General features: G+C 69.1%; 20 protein-coding genes. 4 read left to right on the top strand and 16 right to left on the bottom strand.

The window, feature by feature from the left end; all coding sequences use genetic code 11:
• Positions 1-208: 208 nt before the first annotated feature.
• From pheA to MIC98_RS11875, 3 genes are all read right to left on the bottom strand, one after another.
• On the bottom strand, positions 209-1,357 hold the full coding sequence (gene pheA / locus MIC98_RS11865) for a prephenate dehydratase (RefSeq protein WP_239737317.1): 1,149 nt from the start codon (positions 1,355-1,357) through the stop codon (positions 209-211).
• 111 nt (positions 1,358-1,468) lie between these two features.
• Positions 1,469-2,554, bottom strand: coding sequence for a 3-phosphoserine/phosphohydroxythreonine transaminase (gene serC, locus MIC98_RS11870; protein WP_239737318.1), 1,086 nt, complete (start codon positions 2,552-2,554; stop codon positions 1,469-1,471).
• A gap of 99 nt (positions 2,555-2,653) precedes the next feature.
• A complete protein-coding gene (locus MIC98_RS11875; RefSeq protein WP_239737319.1) occupies positions 2,654-5,494 on the bottom strand; it encodes an autotransporter serine protease in 2,841 nt (946 codons plus the stop codon).
• Between the two features lie 178 nt (positions 5,495-5,672).
• On the opposite strand from MIC98_RS11875, the gene MIC98_RS11880 reads away from it, so the two are divergent.
• The 3 genes from MIC98_RS11880 to MIC98_RS11890 all read left to right on the top strand — a co-directional run bounded on the left by MIC98_RS11880 (position 5,673) and on the right by MIC98_RS11890 (position 7,941).
• The gene (locus tag MIC98_RS11880; protein ID WP_239737320.1) at positions 5,673-6,848 is read left to right on the top strand and encodes a thiolase family protein; all 1,176 of its coding nucleotides are present in this window, start codon (positions 5,673-5,675) and stop codon (positions 6,846-6,848) included.
• A gap of 122 nt (positions 6,849-6,970) precedes the next feature.
• Complete coding sequence (locus MIC98_RS11885) at positions 6,971-7,303, top strand: hypothetical protein (RefSeq protein WP_057641404.1); 333 nt, start codon at positions 6,971-6,973, stop codon at positions 7,301-7,303.
• 242 nt (positions 7,304-7,545) lie between these two features.
• Positions 7,546-7,941 carry a hypothetical protein gene (locus MIC98_RS11890; RefSeq protein WP_239737321.1) on the top strand — a complete coding sequence of 132 codons (396 nt, stop codon included), beginning with the start codon at positions 7,546-7,548 and terminating at the stop codon, positions 7,939-7,941.
• Positions 7,942-8,024: 83 nt separating this feature from the next.
• Here the strand turns inward: MIC98_RS11890 and MIC98_RS11895 are convergent, their stop codons facing one another.
• The 8 genes from MIC98_RS11895 to rlmD all read right to left on the bottom strand — a co-directional run bounded on the left by MIC98_RS11895 (position 8,025) and on the right by rlmD (position 14,913).
• A complete protein-coding gene (locus MIC98_RS11895; protein WP_211258198.1) occupies positions 8,025-9,254 on the bottom strand; it encodes an NAD(P)/FAD-dependent oxidoreductase in 1,230 nt (409 codons plus the stop codon).
• Between the two features lie 142 nt (positions 9,255-9,396).
• On the bottom strand, positions 9,397-9,603 hold the full coding sequence (locus tag MIC98_RS11900; RefSeq protein WP_057506519.1) for a cold-shock protein: 207 nt from the start codon (positions 9,601-9,603) through the stop codon (positions 9,397-9,399).
• Positions 9,604-9,693: 90 nt separating this feature from the next.
• Positions 9,694-10,440 carry an S-methyl-5'-thioinosine phosphorylase gene (locus tag MIC98_RS11905; RefSeq protein WP_239737322.1) on the bottom strand — a complete coding sequence of 249 codons (747 nt, stop codon included), beginning with the start codon at positions 10,438-10,440 and terminating at the stop codon, positions 9,694-9,696.
• Between the two features lie 200 nt (positions 10,441-10,640).
• The gene (locus tag MIC98_RS11910; RefSeq protein WP_057641408.1) at positions 10,641-11,192 is read right to left on the bottom strand and encodes a hypoxanthine-guanine phosphoribosyltransferase; all 552 of its coding nucleotides are present in this window, start codon (positions 11,190-11,192) and stop codon (positions 10,641-10,643) included.
• Positions 11,192-12,199: a beta-N-acetylhexosaminidase gene (nagZ, locus tag MIC98_RS11915; RefSeq protein WP_239737323.1), complete on the bottom strand. Its 1,008-nt coding sequence runs from the start codon at positions 12,197-12,199 to the stop codon at positions 11,192-11,194. The genes MIC98_RS11910 and nagZ overlap by 1 nt, the downstream gene beginning before the upstream one ends.
• Positions 12,200-12,254: 55 nt before the next feature.
• On the bottom strand, positions 12,255-12,944 hold the full coding sequence (locus MIC98_RS11920) for a DsbA family oxidoreductase (protein WP_239737324.1): 690 nt from the start codon (positions 12,942-12,944) through the stop codon (positions 12,255-12,257).
• A gap of 19 nt (positions 12,945-12,963) precedes the next feature.
• Positions 12,964-13,467, bottom strand: a complete 504-nt coding sequence (locus MIC98_RS11925) for a CYTH domain-containing protein (RefSeq protein ID WP_239737325.1) — start codon at positions 13,465-13,467, stop codon at positions 12,964-12,966.
• A 108-nt stretch (positions 13,468-13,575) separates the two neighbouring features.
• Positions 13,576-14,913, bottom strand: a complete 1,338-nt coding sequence (gene rlmD / locus MIC98_RS11930; RefSeq protein ID WP_239737326.1) for a 23S rRNA (uracil(1939)-C(5))-methyltransferase RlmD — start codon at positions 14,911-14,913, stop codon at positions 13,576-13,578.
• 125 nt (positions 14,914-15,038) lie between these two features.
• Here rlmD and MIC98_RS11935 point away from each other — a divergent pair, with 125 nt between their 5' ends.
• A complete protein-coding gene (locus tag MIC98_RS11935) occupies positions 15,039-15,737 on the top strand; it encodes a response regulator (protein ID WP_239737327.1) in 699 nt (232 codons plus the stop codon).
• A 135-nt stretch (positions 15,738-15,872) separates the two neighbouring features.
• Here MIC98_RS11935 and recO read toward each other — a convergent pair whose 3' ends face one another.
• The 5 genes from recO to lepB all read right to left on the bottom strand — a co-directional run bounded on the left by recO (position 15,873) and on the right by lepB (position 19,572).
• Positions 15,873-16,598, bottom strand: a complete 726-nt coding sequence (recO, locus tag MIC98_RS11940) for a DNA repair protein RecO (protein ID WP_239737328.1) — start codon at positions 16,596-16,598, stop codon at positions 15,873-15,875.
• Positions 16,599-16,790: 192 nt separating this feature from the next.
• Complete coding sequence (gene era / locus MIC98_RS11945) at positions 16,791-17,687, bottom strand: GTPase Era (protein WP_057641415.1); 897 nt, start codon at positions 17,685-17,687, stop codon at positions 16,791-16,793.
• Positions 17,684-18,358: a ribonuclease III gene (gene rnc, locus MIC98_RS11950; protein WP_239737329.1), complete on the bottom strand. Its 675-nt coding sequence runs from the start codon at positions 18,356-18,358 to the stop codon at positions 17,684-17,686. The genes era and rnc overlap by 4 nt, the downstream gene beginning before the upstream one ends.
• On the bottom strand, positions 18,355-18,723 hold the full coding sequence (locus MIC98_RS11955; RefSeq protein ID WP_057641417.1) for a DUF4845 domain-containing protein: 369 nt from the start codon (positions 18,721-18,723) through the stop codon (positions 18,355-18,357). The genes rnc and MIC98_RS11955 overlap by 4 nt, the downstream gene beginning before the upstream one ends.
• Positions 18,724-18,753: 30 nt before the next feature.
• Positions 18,754-19,572: a signal peptidase I gene (gene lepB / locus MIC98_RS11960; protein WP_239737330.1), complete on the bottom strand. Its 819-nt coding sequence runs from the start codon at positions 19,570-19,572 to the stop codon at positions 18,754-18,756.
• Positions 19,573-19,582 lie beyond the last annotated feature (10 nt).

Genomic DNA, 19,582 nt, shown 5'->3' on the forward strand with positions numbered 1-19,582 from the left:
CGGGAGAAGGTGCCCCGAAGGGGCGGATGAGGGTTGGGGGCGAAGCCTCGGGGAGTTCGGATTCGCGAGGGGCTTCGCCCCTGCCCTCTCCCCAACCCCCGCTTCGCGCCCCGGCCCTTGCGCTGGCGCAAGGGCGTTCGTGGGGCAGCGAACCAGTGGTTCGCAAACTGCCCCTCTCACCCCGACGGGAGAGGGGCTTTCAAACAAGTCACGGCACGGCAACCGGGTACGAGCCCAGCACCTTGATCTGCGCCGAATGCGCTTCCAGTTCGGCCAGCGCGGCCTGCATCGCTTCGTCCTCGATGTGGCCGGCCAGGTCGATGAAGAAGCCGTACTCCCACTTGGCCTGGTGCGAGGGCCGCGACTCGATGCGGTTCATGCTGATACCGTGGCGCGCGAACGGGCTCAGCACGTCGAACAGCGCGCCCGGCTTGTCGTGGATGAATACCAGCACCGAGGTACGGTCGTGGCCGGAGGACGGGAAGAAGCGGCGGCCGACCACGAGGAAGCGGGTGGTGTTGTCGGCATCGTTCTGGATCGGCTTGGTCACCACCTTCTTCAGGCCGTAGACGTGGCCGGCGCTCTCGCCGCCGATGGCCGCCGCGTCGTCGGCGTTGCGCGCGCGGCGCGCGCCCTCGGCGTTGCTGGTCACCGGGATCTTCTCGGCATTGGGCAGGTTGGCGCGCAGCCATGCCGAGGTCTGCATGAACGACTGCGGGTGCGCGTATACCCGCTCGATGTCCTCGATGCGGCCGCTGCGCGACATCAGGTACTGCTGCACACGCAGCTCGACCTCGCCGCAGATCTTGAGGTTGGAGGTCAGGAACATGTCCAGCGTGATCTGGATGGTGCCCTGCCCGGAGTTCTCCACCGGCACCACGCCGAAGTCGGCGTTGCCGGCCTCCACTTCCTGGAACACCTCCTCGATGGTCGCCATCGGCAGGCCCAGCGCGGAGCGGCCGAAATGCTTGAGCACGGCCTGCTGGCTGAAGGTGCCCTCCGGGCCGAGGTAGCCGATCTTCAGCGGTTCCTGCTGCGCCAGGCAGGCGGACATGATCTCGCGGAACACGTGCACCAGCAGCTCGTCGCTGAGCGGGCCCTCGTTACGGTCCACCACCATGCGCAGCACCTGTGCCTCGCGCTCGGGGCGGTAGTAGTCGACCGCGGCGGCCAGCTTGCCCTTGGCCTTGCCGACCTGGTGGGCGAAGCGCGCGCGCTCGGCGATCAGCGACTGGATGGTGCGGTCGATGTCGTCGATCTTGGCGCGCACGTCGGACAGGACCGGCGGCGCCACGGCGGCATCGGCAGCCTTGGCGCGGGTGCGCTTGGCGGGGGGCTTGTTCGGCTTTGCGGCCATGTTCCTTCCTTCGATTGCCTTGCTGCTTTGTGCAGGAGCGACGTCAGTCGCGACCTTGGCTTTGCCGGTAATGCCGGTCGCGACTGACGTCGCTCCTACAGGCGTTGTGTTTCAACCATTGCGCTGCTGGAAGTCGCGCATGAACGCGCCCAGCGCCTGCACGCCCTGCAGCGGCATGGCGTTGTACAGCGACGCGCGGATGCCGCCGACCGCCTTGTGGCCCTTCAATGCCAGCAGCCCTGCGGCCTTGGCCTCGGCGACGAAGCGCGCGTCCAGCTCGGCGTCGGGCAGGAAGAACGGGACGTTCATCCGCGAGCGCACCGCTGGCGCCACCTCGTTGCGATAGAAACCACCCGAGCCGTCGATGGCGTCGTACAGCAGCGTCGACTTGGCCCGGCTCAGCTTCGCGAACGCGTCCACGCCGCCCTGTTCCAGCATCCATTGCACGGTCAGCCCGAGCAGGTACCAGTTCCACGTCGGCGGCGTGTTGAGCATGGAGTCGCGCGCGGCGTGCGAGCGGTAGTCGAAGATGTCCGCGCGCGGCTGGCCGCTGCGTTCGAGCAGGTCGCGGCGGATGATGACCACGGTGATGCCGACCGGGCCGAGGTTCTTCTGCGCGCCGGCATAGATCACGCCGTAGCGCGCCACGTCGATCCGCTCGGAGGCGATCGACGAGCTGAAATCGGCCACCAGCGGCACGTCGCCGACGTCCGGCACGTCGCGGTACTCGACGCCGTGGATGGTTTCGTTGGCGGTGACGTGCACGTAGGCGGCATCCGGCGACAGCTGCCATTGCGCGCGCGCGGGGATGTCGCGGAAACCGCCCGCCTCGCTGCTGGCGGCGACGTTCACGTCCACGTAGGGCATGGCCTGCTTGATCGCGGTCTTGCCCCAGTGGCCGCTGACCACGTAGTCCGCACGCTGGCCGGGGGCCGCGAAATTCAGTGGAATCAGCGCCTGCTGGGTGGTTGCGCCGCCACCGAGGAACAGCACCGCGTAATCGTCGGGAATGCCGACCAGGCGGCGCAGCCCGGCCTCGGCCTGGGCCGCCATCGCCATGAACTCGGCGCTGCGGTGGCTGATCTCGACGATGGACGCGCCGACGCCGTTCCATTCCAACATTTCCTGCTGCGCCTGGCGCAGGACTGCTTCCGGCAACGTCGCGGGGCCGGCACTGAAATTGAATGCGCGCGTCATGTCACACCTGCAGGGATGAAACCCTAGTATGCCGCAGCGCAACAGGCTGTGGGGCGCACGGAAAGGTTGCAGCTGCAAGCAGCCACGCCCGTCGCCGCCCTAGAAAACCCGCATCATGCGCAGCGATACCTGCCGGTTGTCGTCGCCCGAGCCGAAGCGCTGGTCGTAGCCCAGCGACAACCGCACGTTGCCCGTCAGCCACGCATCGGCCGACACGCCGAACAGCCCGCCTGCGCGTGCCGGTTGCAAGCCCTCCAGCGGCGCCCATGCGTCGATGCCGACGAAGCGTGCGTCCAGCGCCGCCCCACGGTCGGACAACGCCTGCTGCCATTCGGCGTAACCGCCCAGCGCCAACGCACGCCACTGGTAGCCACCGCGCAGGCCAGCCAATGCCCGGGTGCGGCTGGCATGCCAGCCGCCGGTGCTCAGGCCGAAGCCATAGCCGCCCTGCTCGGCGAAAGCATCGTTGTCGATGCGGCTGTAGTCGGCGCCCATGTACGGTGTCAGCGCCAGCGCGCCACGACCGAAGCGGTAGCCGGCCTCGACCCCGCCGGAAAGGAAGCGTCCGCCGTAGCGCGCCTGCACGCCGGCCCGCGCGTTGCCGAGCAGCAGGCCGCGATCCAGCTCGCGCTGGTACTGGCCGAACCCGGCATTGCCCAGCAGGTAGGCGCGGCCCTGCCGCCAGCCGGCATACAGCTGGCCCTGCGTCTGCCGGTCGCGGCTGCGATCGAGCGCCGCGCCTGCGCTGGCCCGGGTTTCACCGAAGGCGAAACCGAGCACGCCGTCGCCGCCCAATGCCGCCTCGCGGCCCAGCATCCAGCCGCCCATGCTGTAACCGCTGCCCGAATACCCGCCCTGCCCGCCCGCGCCCAGCGTGCGCATCCATGCCGCACCCGGCAGCGGCATGGCATCGTGCTGGTCGAACTGCGCCGACAGCGCGCGGCGGTTCATGTCGATGCTGTCGAAGGTCATCGCCATTGCCAATGCATGCGCCTTGCCGGACAGGCTGTCCAGGCTGGCCGCCAACCCGGCGAAGCCACCGCCGCCCTGTTGCAGGGCCGCAGCGCCGGTGGCGAACGTGCCCGCCTGCAGGTCCGCATCGCCGTCGAGCAGTTCGAACGCGCGTTCCACCCGCTGCGCCGACGACAGTGCCCGCGTGCCGAGCCCGGCCGCCTGCGCCGCGCCGGTGACGCTGACCTGCTGCAGTTCCAGCCAGGCGTTGTGCGCGTCGTAGTCGTAGTCGACCTGCAGCAGGGCGATGCCGGCGTCGGCGCTGGCACTGGCGGCCACGTCGAACTGGCCGCTGACGCCACCCGCGGCATGGATCAGTTCCTGCCGTTTGCCATCCTGTGCCACGTAGCCGGCCAGCATGCCGTTGATCAGCACCCCGCCGCCTTGCAGCGTCGCCGTGCCGGTGACCTGCAGCGCATCGACCCCCAGCGCGATCAGCAGCTGCGCGCCGCTGCGCTGCACGTAATCGCCGTCGATGGTGCCGCTGCCGCCGCTGCTCAGCAGCACGATGCTGCCGCCGTTGTCGACATTGCCCGTCACCCGGGTGCCGGCGCCCATGAACTGCAACGCCGCCTGCGCGGGATCGGCCTGCCCCACGATGGTGACGTCCGAGCGGATCGAGCCGCCATCGCGCAGCGCCAGCGTGCCGCGCTCGATGCGGGTGGCGCCGGCATAGGTATTGATACCCGACAGCGACAGCGCGCCGGCACCCTCCTTCATCAAGCCACCCGCGCCGCTGATCGAATTGCTCCAGGTCGAATCCAGCCCGCCCTGGTTGACGTTGACGGTGACGTCGCCCCAATCGAATTTCGCCGGCCCCTTCACCGCCTTGCCGACGTTGAGCAGGCCGTAGCCGAACACCGCGTCGACACCGGACGCGCCCAGGTCGGTGGCCGTGCCCAGCAGGGTCTGCCGCACCAGGTCGTTGTCGAAATAGGGGAAGGCCTGCCACACCAGCGCCGCCGCGCCGGATACCAGCGGCGCAGCATAGGAGGTGCCGCTGCCGTAGTAATAGGACAGGTTGGACGCGGTGGCGTCATGGCCGAGGAAGGCCGACGTCCCCGGCGCCACCAGGCAGTAGGCCTTCGCCACGCCGCAGGCGTTGGAGTAGTCCGCCAGCTGCGAGGGGTTGGCGGTGTCCAGCGCCGCCACCGCCAGCCAGCCGCGCTCCAGGTCGGCCGCCGGCAGCGTGCCGTTCGGCCCCGGCTGGCTCGGCAATGCCGCCATGTCGCTGGGATTGGCGCGCGATTCGTTGCCGGTGGCGAACACCACCAGCCCGTCGTTGTCGATGATGAAGGGCCGGTATTCGGCGGCGATCGGCGCGGTCGCCGTCGCCCGCGTCCAGTACAGGCCGCCCCAGGAGTTGTTCATGATGCGCACGCCGGCGCGGATCAGGTCGTCGTGGATCGGGGCCAGCCCGAGCGCGCCGGTGACCTCGTTGCCCTGCCCGGAGCCGTCGTCCTCGGGCCGCTCGTCGTTGATGATGCGCGCCGAGACGATCTGCGCGCCGGGAGCGATGCCGCCGGGCCAGGTGCCGGTCGCCGCACCGGCCGCCAGCTGCGCCACCGTGGTGCCGTGGCCGACCACGTCGTCGACGGCCAGGTTGTTGCTGCGCGGGTCGATGTAGTTGTAGTTGGCCAGCACCCGCCCGGCCAGCGCGGGGTGGTTGCGCATCACCCCCGAATCGACCACGCCGATGCGGATGCCGGCGCCGGTGAAGCCGGCCGCCTGCGCGGCCTTGGCGTTGGTCAGCGCCAGGTGCGCGTCCATCGCCGGCTGCGGTGTGGTGGAACCGGAGGGCGGCGGGGTCGCCGGCGGCGGCGCGGCGGGCGGCGGCGTGGACTTGCTGCCGCCCCCGCCACCACACGCGGCCAAGGCCAGCGACAGCGAAGCGGCCAACAGGGTGCGAACCCGCGATGCTCTGATCATTGCCTTCCCCCGGCATTCCGGGCCCGCCATCGGCCGGAATGGCGATGGACGGGCCATGCGATGGCGACCTTCTATACTGCATGGACACGCTACCGTCCGCCGGGATGTGCCGTTGGTCCAATGGGCACGCCACAGCCGGCTTTCGATAATCGCCACAAGATACAACCGAGACCGCATCATGTCCGACATCGTCATCGCCGCCGCCAAACGCACCGCCATCGGCTCCTTCCTAGGCCAGTTCAACGGCGTTCCCACCCCCACCCTCGGCGCCACGGCCATCCGCGCGGCCGTGGCGCAGTCCGGCATCCCCGCCGCCGACGTTTCCGAAGTCATCATGGGCTGCGTGCTGCCGGCCAACCTCGGCCAGGCGCCCGCCCGCCAGGCCGCGCTGGCCGCCGGCCTGCCGACCAGCGCCGGCTGCACCACCCTCAACAAGGTGTGCGGCTCCGGCATGAAGGCCATCATGCTCGGCCACGACCTGATCAAGGCCGGCTCGGCCGCCATTGTCGTCGCCGGCGGCATGGAATCCATGTCCAATGCGCCGCACATGATCCCCAACTCGCGTACCGGCAACCGCTACGGCAGCTTCCAGGCGGTGGACCACATGGCGTGGGATGGCCTGACCAACCCCTACGACGGCCAGTCGATGGGCGTGTTCGCCGAGGCCGCCGTGGCCAAATTCGGCTTCACCCGCGAGGAGCAGGACGCCTACGCCATCGAATCGGTCAAGCGCGCTCAGGCCGCGCAGGCCGATGGCGCGTTCGACGGCGAGATCGTCCCGGTCAAGGTCGCCACCCGCAAGGGCGAGGTCGAATACGCGCAGGACGAACAGCCCGGCAAGTCCGACGTCGCCAAGATCCCCACGCTGAAGCCGGCGTTCAAGAAGGACGGCAGCGTCACCGCCGCCAGCTCTTCGAGCATTTCCGATGGCGCCGCCGCGGTGGTGCTGCTGTCCGCCGACGAGGCTGCCAGGCGCGGCGTGCAGCCGCTGGCGCGCATCGTCGCCCATGCCACCTTCTCGCAGGAGCCGGAGTGGTTCACCACCGCCCCGATCGGCGCCATCGAGCGGGTGCTGGACAAGGCCGGCTGGCAGGCCGGCGACGTGGACCTGTTCGAAATCAATGAAGCCTTCGCCGTGGTGGCGATGGCGCCGATCCGCGAACTGGGCATCCCGCACGGGAAGGTCAACGTCAACGGCGGCGCCTGCGCACTGGGCCATCCGATCGGCGCCTCCGGTGCGCGGCTGGTGGTTACGCTGGCAAACGCCTTGCGCACGCGCGGCCTCAAGCGTGGCATCGCCTCCCTTTGCATCGGCGGTGGCGAAGCGACGGCCATCGCCATCGAATTGATTTGATTGGGCTTAATGTCGTTTTTACAAAAATGAATGCGATGTTGCTTGACACTCGAAATCTGCTCGCCATCATGTTTCCGGCGCGCAATGGCGCGTTAGCCAAATTCCACGACGAGGATTCACAAATGAGCATCAACAAGCTGCTGATCGCGATGACCCTGGGCCTGGCCCTGGCCGCCTGCTCGAAGCAGGAAGCTGCCCAGGACGCCGCTGCCGCCGCCAACGAAGCCGCCACCGACGCCCAGGTTGCCGCCGACCAGGCCGCTGCCGAAACCGCCGACGCTGCCCAGGCTGCTGCCGACACCGCCGCCACCGCTGCTGACGCCGCCGGCGAAGCCGCTGCCGACGCCGCTGCCGCCACCACCGACGCTGCTGCCGACGCCGCCGCCGACGCTGCCCAGGCTGCCGAAGACGTGGCCGACAAGGCCAAGGACGCCGCCGAAGAAGCCAAGAAGTAATAACTTCTGCTTCGACGCAAGTTCGGAAAGCCGCTGGTTCGCCAGCGGCTTTTTTCATGCTTGTACGTCACCCTTCGCGCGGCTTCGCCATGGAAAACGGCTGTCCTGCCGCTTCTTCGTGGCTGCAATCCTCCGGCAGCCCGTCTGCCGAAGCATTCCGGTGCCTGACCCGGCTTATTGACATGATCTGAATCCACCGCCCCCTAACCTGCATGCGTTGTCCCCCTGAACTGGAGAACACGATGAAGATCATTGCCCCGTTGCTGGTTGGCGGCCTGGTGCTGGCGTTGGCCGGCTGCAACAAGCCCGACATGGAACAGGCCCGCGACGATGCGGCCGCCGCGGCCGACCACGCCGCCGAAGCCGCCCGCGAAACCGGCGATGCCGCAGCCGCCGCGACCCGCGACGCCGCCAATCGCGCTGCCGACGCTACCCAGGAAGCCCTGGACAAATCCGAGCAGGCGATGGACAAGGCCGCCGATGCCACCGCCAACGCGATGGACGACGCCAAGGCCGCCGCCAACGATGCCGCGGCCGATGCCAGCGCCGCGGCCGCCGATGCGGCGCAGAAGGCGGCCGACCATGCCCATGACGCGGCCGAGGATGCCCGCGCCAGGGCCGACGAAGCCAAGCGGTAGGCGTGCCGCCGCGCAATCGCGCCGGTGATTGCGCGGCCTTCCCGAACGACGATCCGAACGTGGATGCGGGGCATGCCCCGCATCTACGGACGCCCGGCAAGCGCCTCGATGAATTCCGCTGCCAGCGGCAATTTGCCGAACAGGCCGTGCTGGGTGCCGCTGAGCACGCGCAGCATGTGCCCGCGCCCGCCGGGCATGCGCCCCATCGGCTTGAACAGCAGGTCGCGCGCGCGGGCGATCCAGTCGCGCTCGGACTGGAATACCGGCGTCAGCCAGCGGCTCCAGAACTGGTACAGCCGCACGTGTGCCTGCCGCTGCGCCTGGTACCGCGCCAGCGCCGCATCGATGGCCGCCTCACCGCGCAGCGCATCGCGCAGTGCCATCGCGTCGAGCAGGGCCATGTTCACCCCCTGCCCCAGCTGCGGGCTCATCGAATGGGCCGCGTCGCCGGCCAGCACCAGCCGGCCGCGATACCAGCGGTCCAGCACCGCATCGCGGTAGCTGGCGCGCGCCAGTTGCGCCTGCATGCCGACACCCTGCAGGCGTTGGCGCGCTTCCGGCCACATCTGCTCGATTTCGTGCAGCCACGGCGCCAACCCGGCCTGTTCCCACGCATCGAATCCGTCGCGCGGCAGGCTCCAGAAGAAACTCAGCCGCGGTTCGTCGTCGCCGGGGCGGGTGCCCACCGGCAGCAGGCCGATCATCTTGCGCGCGGCGACGTAGCGCTGGCGCAGTTCGTCGCCGAACGCCCAGTCGCCATGCGGCAACAGGCACCACAGCGCGCCCCACGGGTACGGGCGGTCAAGCCGCGTACCGCGCACCTGCGCGCGCAGGCCGGAGGCGGAACCATCGGTGGCGACCACCAGGTCGAACGGCCCGTGCCAGCGGCCATGCCGGTCCCGCACGCGCCGCAGGCCGTCGTCGATGGCGACGATGCGGCTGTCCACGTGCAGCGCATCGCGCGCCTGCCACGCCGCGTCGAGCAGCGCGAACAACGCACCACGCTGCATGCCAATGCCATGCAGGCGTGCATCCAGCCCGGCGTAGCGCATGTCCATCACCGCACGGCCGCACGGCGTGTCGCCGTACAGCCGGCGCACTGCCGCGCCATGCGCCAACACCTGCGGCAGCAACCCCATCTGCCACAGCACCTGCAGGCCGCTGGGCTGCAGCAGGAAGCCGGCCCCCACCGGCCCCGGTTGCGCGGCCTGCTCGAATACCTGCACGCGGTGCCCATCGCGCGTCAGCAGCACCGCCAGCGCCTGTCCGGCGGTGCCGTAACCGACGATGGCGACGTCCATTGGCTTGTTCATCGTCCTACCCGCTTACGGGGCTGCTGCCGGGAGCGATTTTCGACATCGCTTGTCGATGGCCCGAAGGGTTGCCGCCAGGGATGGCGGCAACAAAGAAAAACCCCGCCGCGGCGGGGTCTTTCTCTCTGCCTGGTCGAATGGATCACTCGGCCGGCGTGATGTTGGAAGCCTGGGCGCCCTTCGGGCCCTGGGTCACGTCATAGCTGACGCGCTGACCTTCCTGCAGGCTGCGGAAGCCCTTGGAATTGATCGCGGAGAAGTGCGCGAAGACGTCGGCGCTGCCGTCCTCCGGTGAGATGAAGCCAAATCCCTTGGCGTCGTTGAACCACTTGACGGTACCGTTCGGCATGGTGATGCGAGACCTTGTTCGATGAATGGATTGATGCACGCTGAATGAGGCGTACCGGCGGAGTATGCAAAGCCCGCGCCGGAATGACAATCACCCCCGCGCCAATTCGCCCACCAGCTCGGGCAGGCCCGCCGACGCCGCGGCGACGTTCGCCAGCACTTCCTCCATCGTGATCTCGGCCGCGTCGCCGCAGCCGGCCGCCCAGTTGGCGACGATCGCCAGGCAGGCATATTCCAGCCCCAGTTCGCGCGCCAGCCCGGCCTCGGGCATGCCGGTCATGCCGACCAGGTCGCAACCGTCGCGGCGCATGCGCGCGATCTCGGCGATGGTTTCCAGGCGCGGCCCCTGGGTGGCGCCATAGCAGCCGCCGTCATGCACGGCGACGTCGCGCGCACGCGCCGCCGCCAGTACCTGCGCACGCAGCGACGGCGTGTACGGATGGCCGAAATCGACGTGCAGCACGTCGCTGCCTTCTTCCTCGCACAGCGTGGAAACACGGCCCCACGTGTAGTCGATCAGTTGGTCGGGGCAGGCCAGCACGCGCGGGCCGAACGCATCGGTGATGCCGCCGACGGTGTTCAGCGCCAGCACGCGGGTGGCGCCCAGCTGCGCGAGCGCGGCAAGGTTGGCGCGGTAGTTGACCTTGTGCGGCGGGATCGAATGGCCTTCGCCGTGGCGGGCGAGGAACGCCACGCGCCGGCCGTCCAGCAGGCCCACGCGCACCGGGCCGGATGGCGCGCCGTAACGGGTCTGCACCTCGTGGCTTTGCACGTCGTCCAGCGCAGCCAGCGTGTAGACGCCGGTGCCGCCGATCACGGCCAGCTCGATATTGCCCATCGTTGTTTCCTGATCTGTTTTAGTAATCAAGCCACATCCCCGGCCTCACCAGATCGTGACTGGAGGAAAGCCCCCTGAGTCAGGGGGCGCGCCGAAGGCGCGGGGGTGTGGCATGCGAGAAACGGGGCCCATGGTTTGCAATGCAAACCATGGGGCGACAGCGCGAAGCGATGGCGCGTGCCGGCCAATGGCCGGCCCCCTTACTGCTTCATCGCGTAGATGGCCGGCAGCGGGCGCAAGGTCTCGCTGACGTCCATGCCGAAACCGAACACGAAGCGGTCCGGCAGTTCGACGCCGGCATAGTCGGCCTGTACGTCGGGCAGGCAGCGGTCGTGCTTCTTCACCGCCAGCACGGCGATGCGCACGTCGGTCGCACCCTGTTCGAGGCACCACTGGCGCACGCCCTGCAGGGTGAAGCCTTCGTCGAGGATGTCGTCGATCAACAGCACGCGGCGGCCGAACAGCGCCGACACCGGGCGGTGCTTCCACACCAGTTCGCCGCCGCTCTCGCCGTGGTAGCGCGAGGCCTGCATGTAGTCGAACTGCGCGTCCTGGCCGCGTGCGCCAAGCTCCAGCGCGAGCTGGCCGGCGAACGGCAGCGCGCCGTTCATGATCGACAGGAACACCGGCACCTCGCCCTTGTAGTCGCGGGCGATGGCATCGGCGATGGCGGCGATGGCGGCATCGATGGCGGGGCGATCGACCAGCAGGTCGGCCTGGGCCACGGCTTGTTCGAGAGTGAGTTTGGACATCAGGCGGTTCTTCCGAGGGTTTCGAGCAGACGGTTGCGGGTATCGCCGTGGCGGGCGTCGGCCAGCAGGCCGCCCCAGCCCAGTGCGCCGTGGGCGATCAGCCCCAGCAACGCGGCGGTGTTGAGGCTGCGGCCTTCCACGGCACGCAGCGATTCTTCGACCAGTTCCGGGTGGCAGACCAGCACCACGTCGCAACCGGCGTCCAGATGGGCATCGACCCGGGCCTTGACCCCACCGGCGGCGAACGAGGCCGCCATGCCGATGTCGTCGGAGAACACCACGCCGCGGAAGCCCAGCCGTTCGCGCAGGATCGCGTTGATCCAGCGCGGCGAGTAGCCGGCCGGTTCCGGCGCGACCTGCGGGTAGACGACGTGAGCCATCATCACCGCATCGGCCCCGGCGGCGATGCCGGCGCGGAACGGCAGCAGATCGTGCGCTTCCAGTTCGTGCAGCGGGCGCGGGTCGATGGCGACGTCGACGTGGGTGTCCTCGCGCACCGTGCCGTGGCCGGGGAAGTGCTTGAGCGTGGCGGCCATGCCGGCGCCGTGCATGCCGTGCACGTAGGCCCCGGCCAGCGCCGCCACGACCTGCGGGTCCTCGGCGAAGGCGCGGTTGCCGATGGCGAGGTTGCCGTGGCCCACGTCCACCACCGGGGCGAAGCTCAGGTCCAGCCCGCTGGCGCGGATTTCGCTGGCCATCAGCCAGGCATGCTGCTCGGCCAGTGCCAGCGCGGCCTGCGGGTCGGTCGCGTACAACCGGCCGAAACCGTCCAGCGGCGGCAAGTCGGTGAAGCCTTCGCGGAAGCGCTGCACGCGCCCGCCTTCCTGATCCACGGCAACCAGCAGCGGGCGCGCGGTGGCGGCGCGGATCGCGGCGGTCAGCTCGGCCACCTGCGCGCGCGAGGCGAAATTGCGCTTGAACAGCACCACGCCGGCCACGGCGTCATGCTGCAGCCAATCACGTTCGGGCGCGGTCAGTTCGGTGCCGGCGACGCCGATCAGAAGCATGTGCGGGGTTTCCCTGCGAACAAGCGGGGCATTGTCGCAGATGGCGGCGGGCGCGTCAGACGCTGCAACCGTCCGGGCCGCAGGCCGGTTCATCGTCGCCGGCCGCCGGGGCCTGCTTGGCGGCCACCTTCGCCAGCACCTGCGCGAACACCTCCGGCGGCTGCGCGCCCTGCACCGCGTAGCGGCCGTCGATGACGAAGGTCGGCACCGACTGGATGCCCAGCGCCTGCGCCTGCCCCAGCCCGGCGCGGACCTCGGCCAGCCCCTCGTCCGAAGCGAGCATGGCCTGGACACGCCCGGCCGGGATGCCGCCGGCCGCCGCCGCTTCGGCCAGTACCTGCGGGTCGGCAAGGTTGCGGCCTTCGGCGAAATGCGCGCGGAACAGGGCCTCGCCCACGGCGTCCTGCACGCCCTCGCGCCCGGCCAGCCACAGCAGCCGGTGCGCCGGCAGGGTGGTGACCCGCACCTGCCCCCGTTCGAAGTCCATCGGCAGGCCCTCGGCCCGCGCGGTGTCCTGGGTCTGCGCCAGCATCTGCCCGGCGCGCTCGGCGCCACCGAACTTGGCGGCATAGGCCTGCCGCAACGGCACCGGCGTGGCGTCGGCCTCGGGGTCGAGCAGGAACGGATGCCAGTGCACCTCCACCTGCGGCGCCTTGTCGCCCATCAGTTCCAGCGCGCGCCGGAAGCGGTGCTTGCCGATCCAGCACCACGGGCAGACCACGTCGGACCAGATGTCGATGCGCATGGGGGATTCCTCCTGCGGGTCAGGCGCGCTCGTCAGCGCGCCATTGGCTGTATGGATGCGAGGCCAGCGCGAGGTTGTAGTAGCGCGGCGCGTCGGTGACCTCGGCGCCGGCCCAGCCGGGTTTGTCGAACAGCTGGTCGGCGCTTTGCAGTTCCACCTCGGCCACCACCAGCCCGGCGTTGTCGCCGAGGAACTCGTCCACTTCCCACAGCAGGCCGCCGTGGTTGACCAGGTGGCGGCGCTTGTCGACCAACCCGCCGACACACAGCGCCAGCAGTTGCCGCGCCTCGTCCACCGGGATCGGGTAGTCGAACTCCTGCCGGGTATGGCCGAGCTCGCGCGACTTGATGTTCAGGTAGGCGGCATCGCCCTGTATGCGCACCCGCACCGAGGCCTTCTGTGCACCACTGTCCATCGCCGCGATGTCGTTGATGTAGCCCTGTGCCATCGGGATGACCTGATGCGCGGCGGCACGCCAGTCGTCATTGGTGACCAGGAACTTGCGCTCGATTTCGATGCCCATTCAAAACCTCGTTGACGTGAGCCCTTCACAAAAGCAGCGCACATCCATGTGCGCGGATTCATTGATGCGAATCCCTCGCAAGAGCGGCGCACATCCATGTGCGCGGATTCAATTTTTCTCGAACACCGCGATGCTTTCCACGTGCGCGGTATGCGGGAACATGTCCATCGCCCCGGCGCTGACCAGGGTGAAGCCCTGCTCGTTGACCAGATAGCCGGCATCGCGCGCCAGCGAGCCGGGATGGCAGCTGACGTAGACGATGCGCTTGAACTGCTTGAGCGGCAGTTGCTGCAGCACGTCGATGGCACCCGAACGCGGCGGGTCGAGCAGCAGCTTGTCGAAACCCTGCCGCATCCACGGCGCGTTGCGCTGGTCCTGGGTGAGATCGGCGGCGAAGAACTGGGCGTTGTCCAGCCCGTTGCGCTGCGCATTTTCCTTCGCCCGCGCGACCAGCCCGGCCTCGCCTTCCACGCCCACCACCTCGCGCACGGTGCGCGCCAGCGGCAGGGTGAAGTTGCCCAGCCCGCAGAACAGGTCGAGCACGCGCTCGTCGGGCTGCGCATCCAGCAGCGCCAATGCGTGCGCAATCATCTTCTCGTTGAGCGTGGCGTTGACCTGGATGAAATCCAGCGGGCGGAACGCCAGCTCCACGTTCCACTGCGGCAGCGCGAACGACAGCGGCACGCCTTCGACCGGCCACAGCGGATGCACCGTTTCCAGGCCGCCGGGCTGCAGGTAGATGGCGAAGCCGTGTTCTTCGCCAAATGCCCGCCACGCCTGCCTGTCGGCGTCGGACAGCGGCTGCAGGTGGCGCACGGTCAGGGCGATGGCGGCATCGCCGCCGATGAACTCGATCTGCGGGATGTCGCGCCGGCCATCCAGCGTTTCGATGAACGCCGACAGCGCCGACACCCTGGTGCCGATTTCGGGGATCACGGTCAGGCACTGCGACAAATCGGCGACGAAGCGCGGGTCCTGCTCGCGGAAGCCCACCAGGGTCTTGTCCTTCTTCTCCACCCGGCGCACCGAGAACCGGCCCTTGCGCCGGTAACCCCAGTTCGCACCGACCAGCGGCGGCAGCACCGCGCCGGGGTTGACGTGGCCGATGCGGGCCAGGTTGTCCATCAGCACCCGCTGCTTGGCGACGATCTGCTGCCCTTCCTCCAGGTGCTGCAGCACGCAGCCGGCGCACACGCCGAAATGCGGGCAGCGCGGCTGCACCCGGTGCGGCGAGGCCTTGAGCACTTCCACCGTCCGGGCTTCGTCGAAATGGCGGCTCTTGCCGGTCTGCTCGGCCATCACCGTCTCGCCGGGCAGCGCGCCGGCCACGAAGGTCACCTTGCCGCCCTCGCCTTCGCGGCGGGCGACGCCGCGGCCGTCGTGGCTGAGGTCGAGGATGTCGGTGTGGAACGGGGTCTTGTCTATACGGGAACGGGATCGGGCCACGTGGCGGACGGCTGCGGGCAAAAAGGGGCGCCATTGTCGCAGATGTGGCAGGCGTGACTTCCGTCTATTGCAAGCCCGCCGCGCATCGCCAATGATGCGGCGCATGGCTGACATGGAGGCAGCAGATGAATACGCAACAGCAGGCCAACCCGCCGCGCCTGTTGCTGGTCGAGGATGACGCGACCAGCCAGGCTTTCTTCCACACCACGCTGATGGCCTTGCCGGCCACGGTGGACACCGCCGCCTCGCTTGCCGACGCCCGCCAACTGGCGCAGGCCAATCACCATGCCCTGTGGCTGGTCGACGCCAACCTGCCCGACGGCACCGGCCCGGAACTGCTGCGCTACCTGCGCACCCGGCAGGCCGGCGTGCCGGCGCTGGCGCACACCGCCGACACCAGCCCGGAAACCCAGCAGGCGCTGCTGCAGGCCGGGTTCGATCGCGTGCTGCTCAAGCCGCTCGCCGGCAGCGAGCTGCTCGCCAGCGTCCGCGAAGCGCTGGCCGGAGCCGCCCCTGCTGCGGAAGCACCGGACTGGGACGAAAGCGCGGCATTGCAGGCGCTGAACGGCCAGGGCGCGCACGTGATCGCGCTGCGCGAGTTGTTCATGACCGAACTGCCCGGGGCCCGCGCCGCAGTGTCCTCGGCTTTGCAACAGCATGACACCGGTGCACTACGCGCACAGCTGCACCGGCTGCAGGCCAGTTGCGGGTTCGTCGGCGCGTCGCGGCTTGGCAGTGCGGTGCGGCAACTGCACCAGGCCCCGGACTCGGACATGGCGCGGCGGCAGTTCGACGCGGCGGTGAACGCCCTGCTCCACCATTGAGAGAGCCCACGTCGGCAAGGGGCGAGAGTCTGGAACCCCTTGTAGATGCGGGGCTTGCCCCGCATGGGGGCTTCACCGGGAAAGCCCGTACGGGGCAAGCCCCGTACCTACGCCGGGTGGGTGACGGCCCGCGCTTCAGCCGTTGCCGCGCGCCAGGTCACCGAGCATCTCCCAGGATTTCAGCCCGCGCCCGCCCAGATGGTGCAGCAGCACCGCGCGCATCTGCAGGCGCAGGCTGGCCAGGTCGGCCGCCGCCGGCAGGCGGTCCTCCGCCAGCGCCAGCAGCGCGGTGCCGGTGGCCAGCCCGCGGCGCTCGCCGGCATTGCGTTCGCTGAGCAGCCGCAGCGGGCCTTCCTGCGGGTCGAGGCGGTAGCGTGCGGCCGGGTCGATCGGCTGCCCGTCGGCGGCATGGGCCCAGTCGAAACCGAAACCCAGCGCGTCGAGCAGGTCGCGCTCGAAACGGCGCAGCGACCATGCCAGCCCGCCGGCCTCCCGCAACCGCTGGCGGATTTCGCCATAGGCGTGGTGCAGCTCGGGCAGCGGATCGTGGCGCGGGGCCAGCCGCAGCACCAGTTCGTTGACGTAGAACGCCGCCAGCATGGCGTGGCCGTGCAGGCGCGGCGCGGCATCCTGGCTTTCGGCGCGGCGCAGCTGCGCCAGTTCGCCGGCCAGCACCGCGTCGAAACGGATCGATTGCAGCGGCTGCAAGGCCGCGCGCAGCGCCTGTTTCTTCGGCCCCTGCACCCCGCGCGCCAGCAGGCCGACGCGGCCGTGTTCCTGCGTCAGCACTTCCACCAGCAGGCTGGTTTCGCGCCAGGGGCGCGCGTGCAGGACATAGCCGGGTTGGTCGTCGAGGCGCATGGGGGTGGAGCCGGGAATGGGGAATGGAGCCGGGCCACAGCCGGAGGTTGGCAAACCCTCGGCCGCTTTCCAACCAAGTCACATCAGCCGAAACAGGGAAACAGCGAAACCGATCATTGATCGGGGCAGCCGGATACGGCTACCCGCGAACCATCATTCCCTGTTCCCCCCGTTCCCCGCTTCTTCCCTGCCTCACTCGTACCCGAACGCCTTCAGCGCGGCTTCGTCGTCCGACCAGCCTTCGCGCACGCGCACCCAGGTTTCCAGGAATACCTTGGCGCCGAACAGGCGCTCCATCTGCATCCGCGCCTTCGCGCCGATGTCCTTCAAGCGCGCGCCGCCCTTGCCGATGACGATGGCCTTCTGGCCTTCGCGCTCGACCCAGATCACCGCGCCGATGCGCAGCAGGTTGCCGTCCTCGGCGAAGCGCTCGATCTCCACGGTGGTGGCATAGGGCAGTTCCTCGCCGAGCTGGCGCATCAACTGCTCGCGCACCAGCTCGCCGGCCAGGAAACGCTGGCTGCGGTCGGTGATCTCGTCCTCGCCGAACATCGGCGGGGCTTCCGGCAGCAGCTTGAGCACGTCGCCCACCAGCGCTTCCAGGCCGTTGCGCTTCTGCGCGGAAATCGGGTGCACCGCGGCGAAGTCGCGGCCGTCGGTGACCTGCTGCAGGAACGGCAGCAACGCGCCCTTGTCCTTCAGCCGGTCGACCTTGTTGACCACCAGCACCACCGGGATGCCGGCGTCGCGCAGCACGTTGAAGGCCAGCGTGTCCTCCTCGTCCCAGCGCCCGGCCTCGATCACCAGCAGGCCGGCGTCCACGCCTTCCAGCGAGCTGCGCGCGGCACGGTTCATCACCCGGTTCATCGCCCGCTTCTGCTGGCGGTGCAGTCCCGGCGTGTCCACCAGCACCAACTGCCCTTCCGGGAAGGTGGCGATGCCGAGCAGGCGGTGGCGGGTGGTCTGCGGGCGGTTGGAGACGATGCTGACCTTGGCGCCGACCAGTGCATTGGTCAGGGTCGATTTGCCGACGTTGGGGCGGCCGATGACGGCGACGCTGCCGCAGCGGTGGGTAGAGGTGTCGTTCACTTGGAATCCAGTTGCTCGATCGCGGCCAGTGCCGCCTGTTGTTCGGCCAGCCGCCGCGAGCTGCCCTCGCCTTCGGTGGTCAACGCCGGGTCGGCCACGTTGCAGCGCACGTGGAAATGCCGCGCGTGGTCGTCGCCGCTCTCGGCCACCAGCTCGTAGGCCGGCAGCGGCTTCTGCCGCGCCTGCAGCCATTCCTGCAGGCGGGTTTTGGGGTCCTTTTCCGGCTTGCCGACCGGCACCGCCGCCATCGATTGCTCGAACCACGGCAGTACCCGCGCACGGCAGGCCTCGAAGCCGGCGTCCAGGTAGATTGCCGCCACCACCGCCTCGAAGGCGTCGGCGAGGATCGAATCGCGGCGGTGGCCGCCGGACTTCATCTCGCCCGGCCCCAGGGTCAGGCGTTCGCCCAGCTCCAGCGTGCGGGCAAGGGCGGCCAATGCGCTTTCGCAGACCAGCGCCGAGCGCGCGCGGGTCAGCGCGCCTTCGTCGGCTTTGGGCCAGCGGCTGTACATCGCCTCGGCGACCAGCAGGTTGACGATGCTGTCGCCAAGGAACTCCAGACGCTCGTTGTGCGGCGCGCCGGCACTGCGGTGGGTCAGGGCCTGCCGCAGCAGGCCCGGATCCCGGAACGGGTGGCCGATCAGGTCACCGCGATGGAACGTCCTGCTCAAAAGCCGCCGCCAGTCAAATCCTGGGAATTCTCGAAATTCCCGACGATGTCCAGGTTGCCGACCAGCGGCCGGCGCACTTCGTACTTGACGACCATGCGCACGCCGCCCTCGATGCGGTCGAACTTGATGTTCTCGCGCTTGACGCTGTCCGAATAGTTCATGTCCATGCGCTTGAAGAACATTTCCTGCGCCTTGTTCGGGTCGGAGCTGCCCGGCTCCTTGGCCAGTGCCTTCATCGAGGTCTTGACCGCGTAGAACTCCTGGTACATCGGGAACAGCTTCATGCCCACGTACAGCGCGAAGCCGACCACGGCCAGCACCACCAGGAACGACGTCAGCGTCATGCCACCTTGCTTGCGATTCATGTGTGTGTTCTCCCCGGATACGCCATTACGTTACTGGATGCCCGACCCGATGCGGGAGGGCTCGAAACCGTCCTTGCAGAACCAGCCGCTGCAGTTGAGCCAGATCAGGAACGCCTTGCCGCGCAGGTTGTGCTCCGGCAGCAGGCCCCAGAAACGGCCGTCGTCGCTGTTGTCGCGGTTGTCGCCCATCACCAGGAAGTACCCCTGCGGCACCTCCCAGTCGCCCTGCCCGGCCGGGTTGGCGCGGCCCAGGTATTCCAGCACGGTGTGGGTGCGGCCCGGCAGGTTCTCGCTCAGCAGGGTGGCGCCGGTCATCTCCGCGCCGCGGCCCTTGCCGACGTATTCACCCTTGACCTCGTAGCTCAGCTGCTCGCCGTTGATCGACAGCGTGTCGCCGTGGAAGCCGATGCGGTCGCCCGGCAGGCCGATCACGCGCTTGATGAAGTTCTCGCCGCGCTGCGGGTCATCGGGCTGGCCCGGGTGGCCGGGGAACTGGAACACCGCCACGTCGCCGCGCCGGGGCTCGCCGGTCGGGATCACCTTGGTGTTGGTGATCGGCAGGCGGATGCCGTAGGCGAACTTGTTGACCAGGATGAAGTCGCCGATCAGCAGGTTGGGCATCATCGAGCTGGACGGGATCTTGTACGGCTCGGCGATGAAGCTGCGCAGCACCAGCACCACCGCCAGCACCGGGAAGAAGGCCCGCGAGTAATCGACGACGGCCGGATCCTCGCTGTCCAGCAGGCCGCCCTTGGTCGCCCGGCGCTTGGCCAGGAACAGCTTGTCCAGCAGCAGGACGATGCCGGAGCCGAGGGTCAGCACCACCAGCAGGATTTCAAACCATTTCATGGAAATTCCT

It is taken from the genome of Stenotrophomonas sp. NLF4-10, assembly GCF_022359915.1.
Taxonomy (GTDB): Bacteria; Pseudomonadota; Gammaproteobacteria; order Xanthomonadales; family Xanthomonadaceae; genus Stenotrophomonas; species Stenotrophomonas daejeonensis.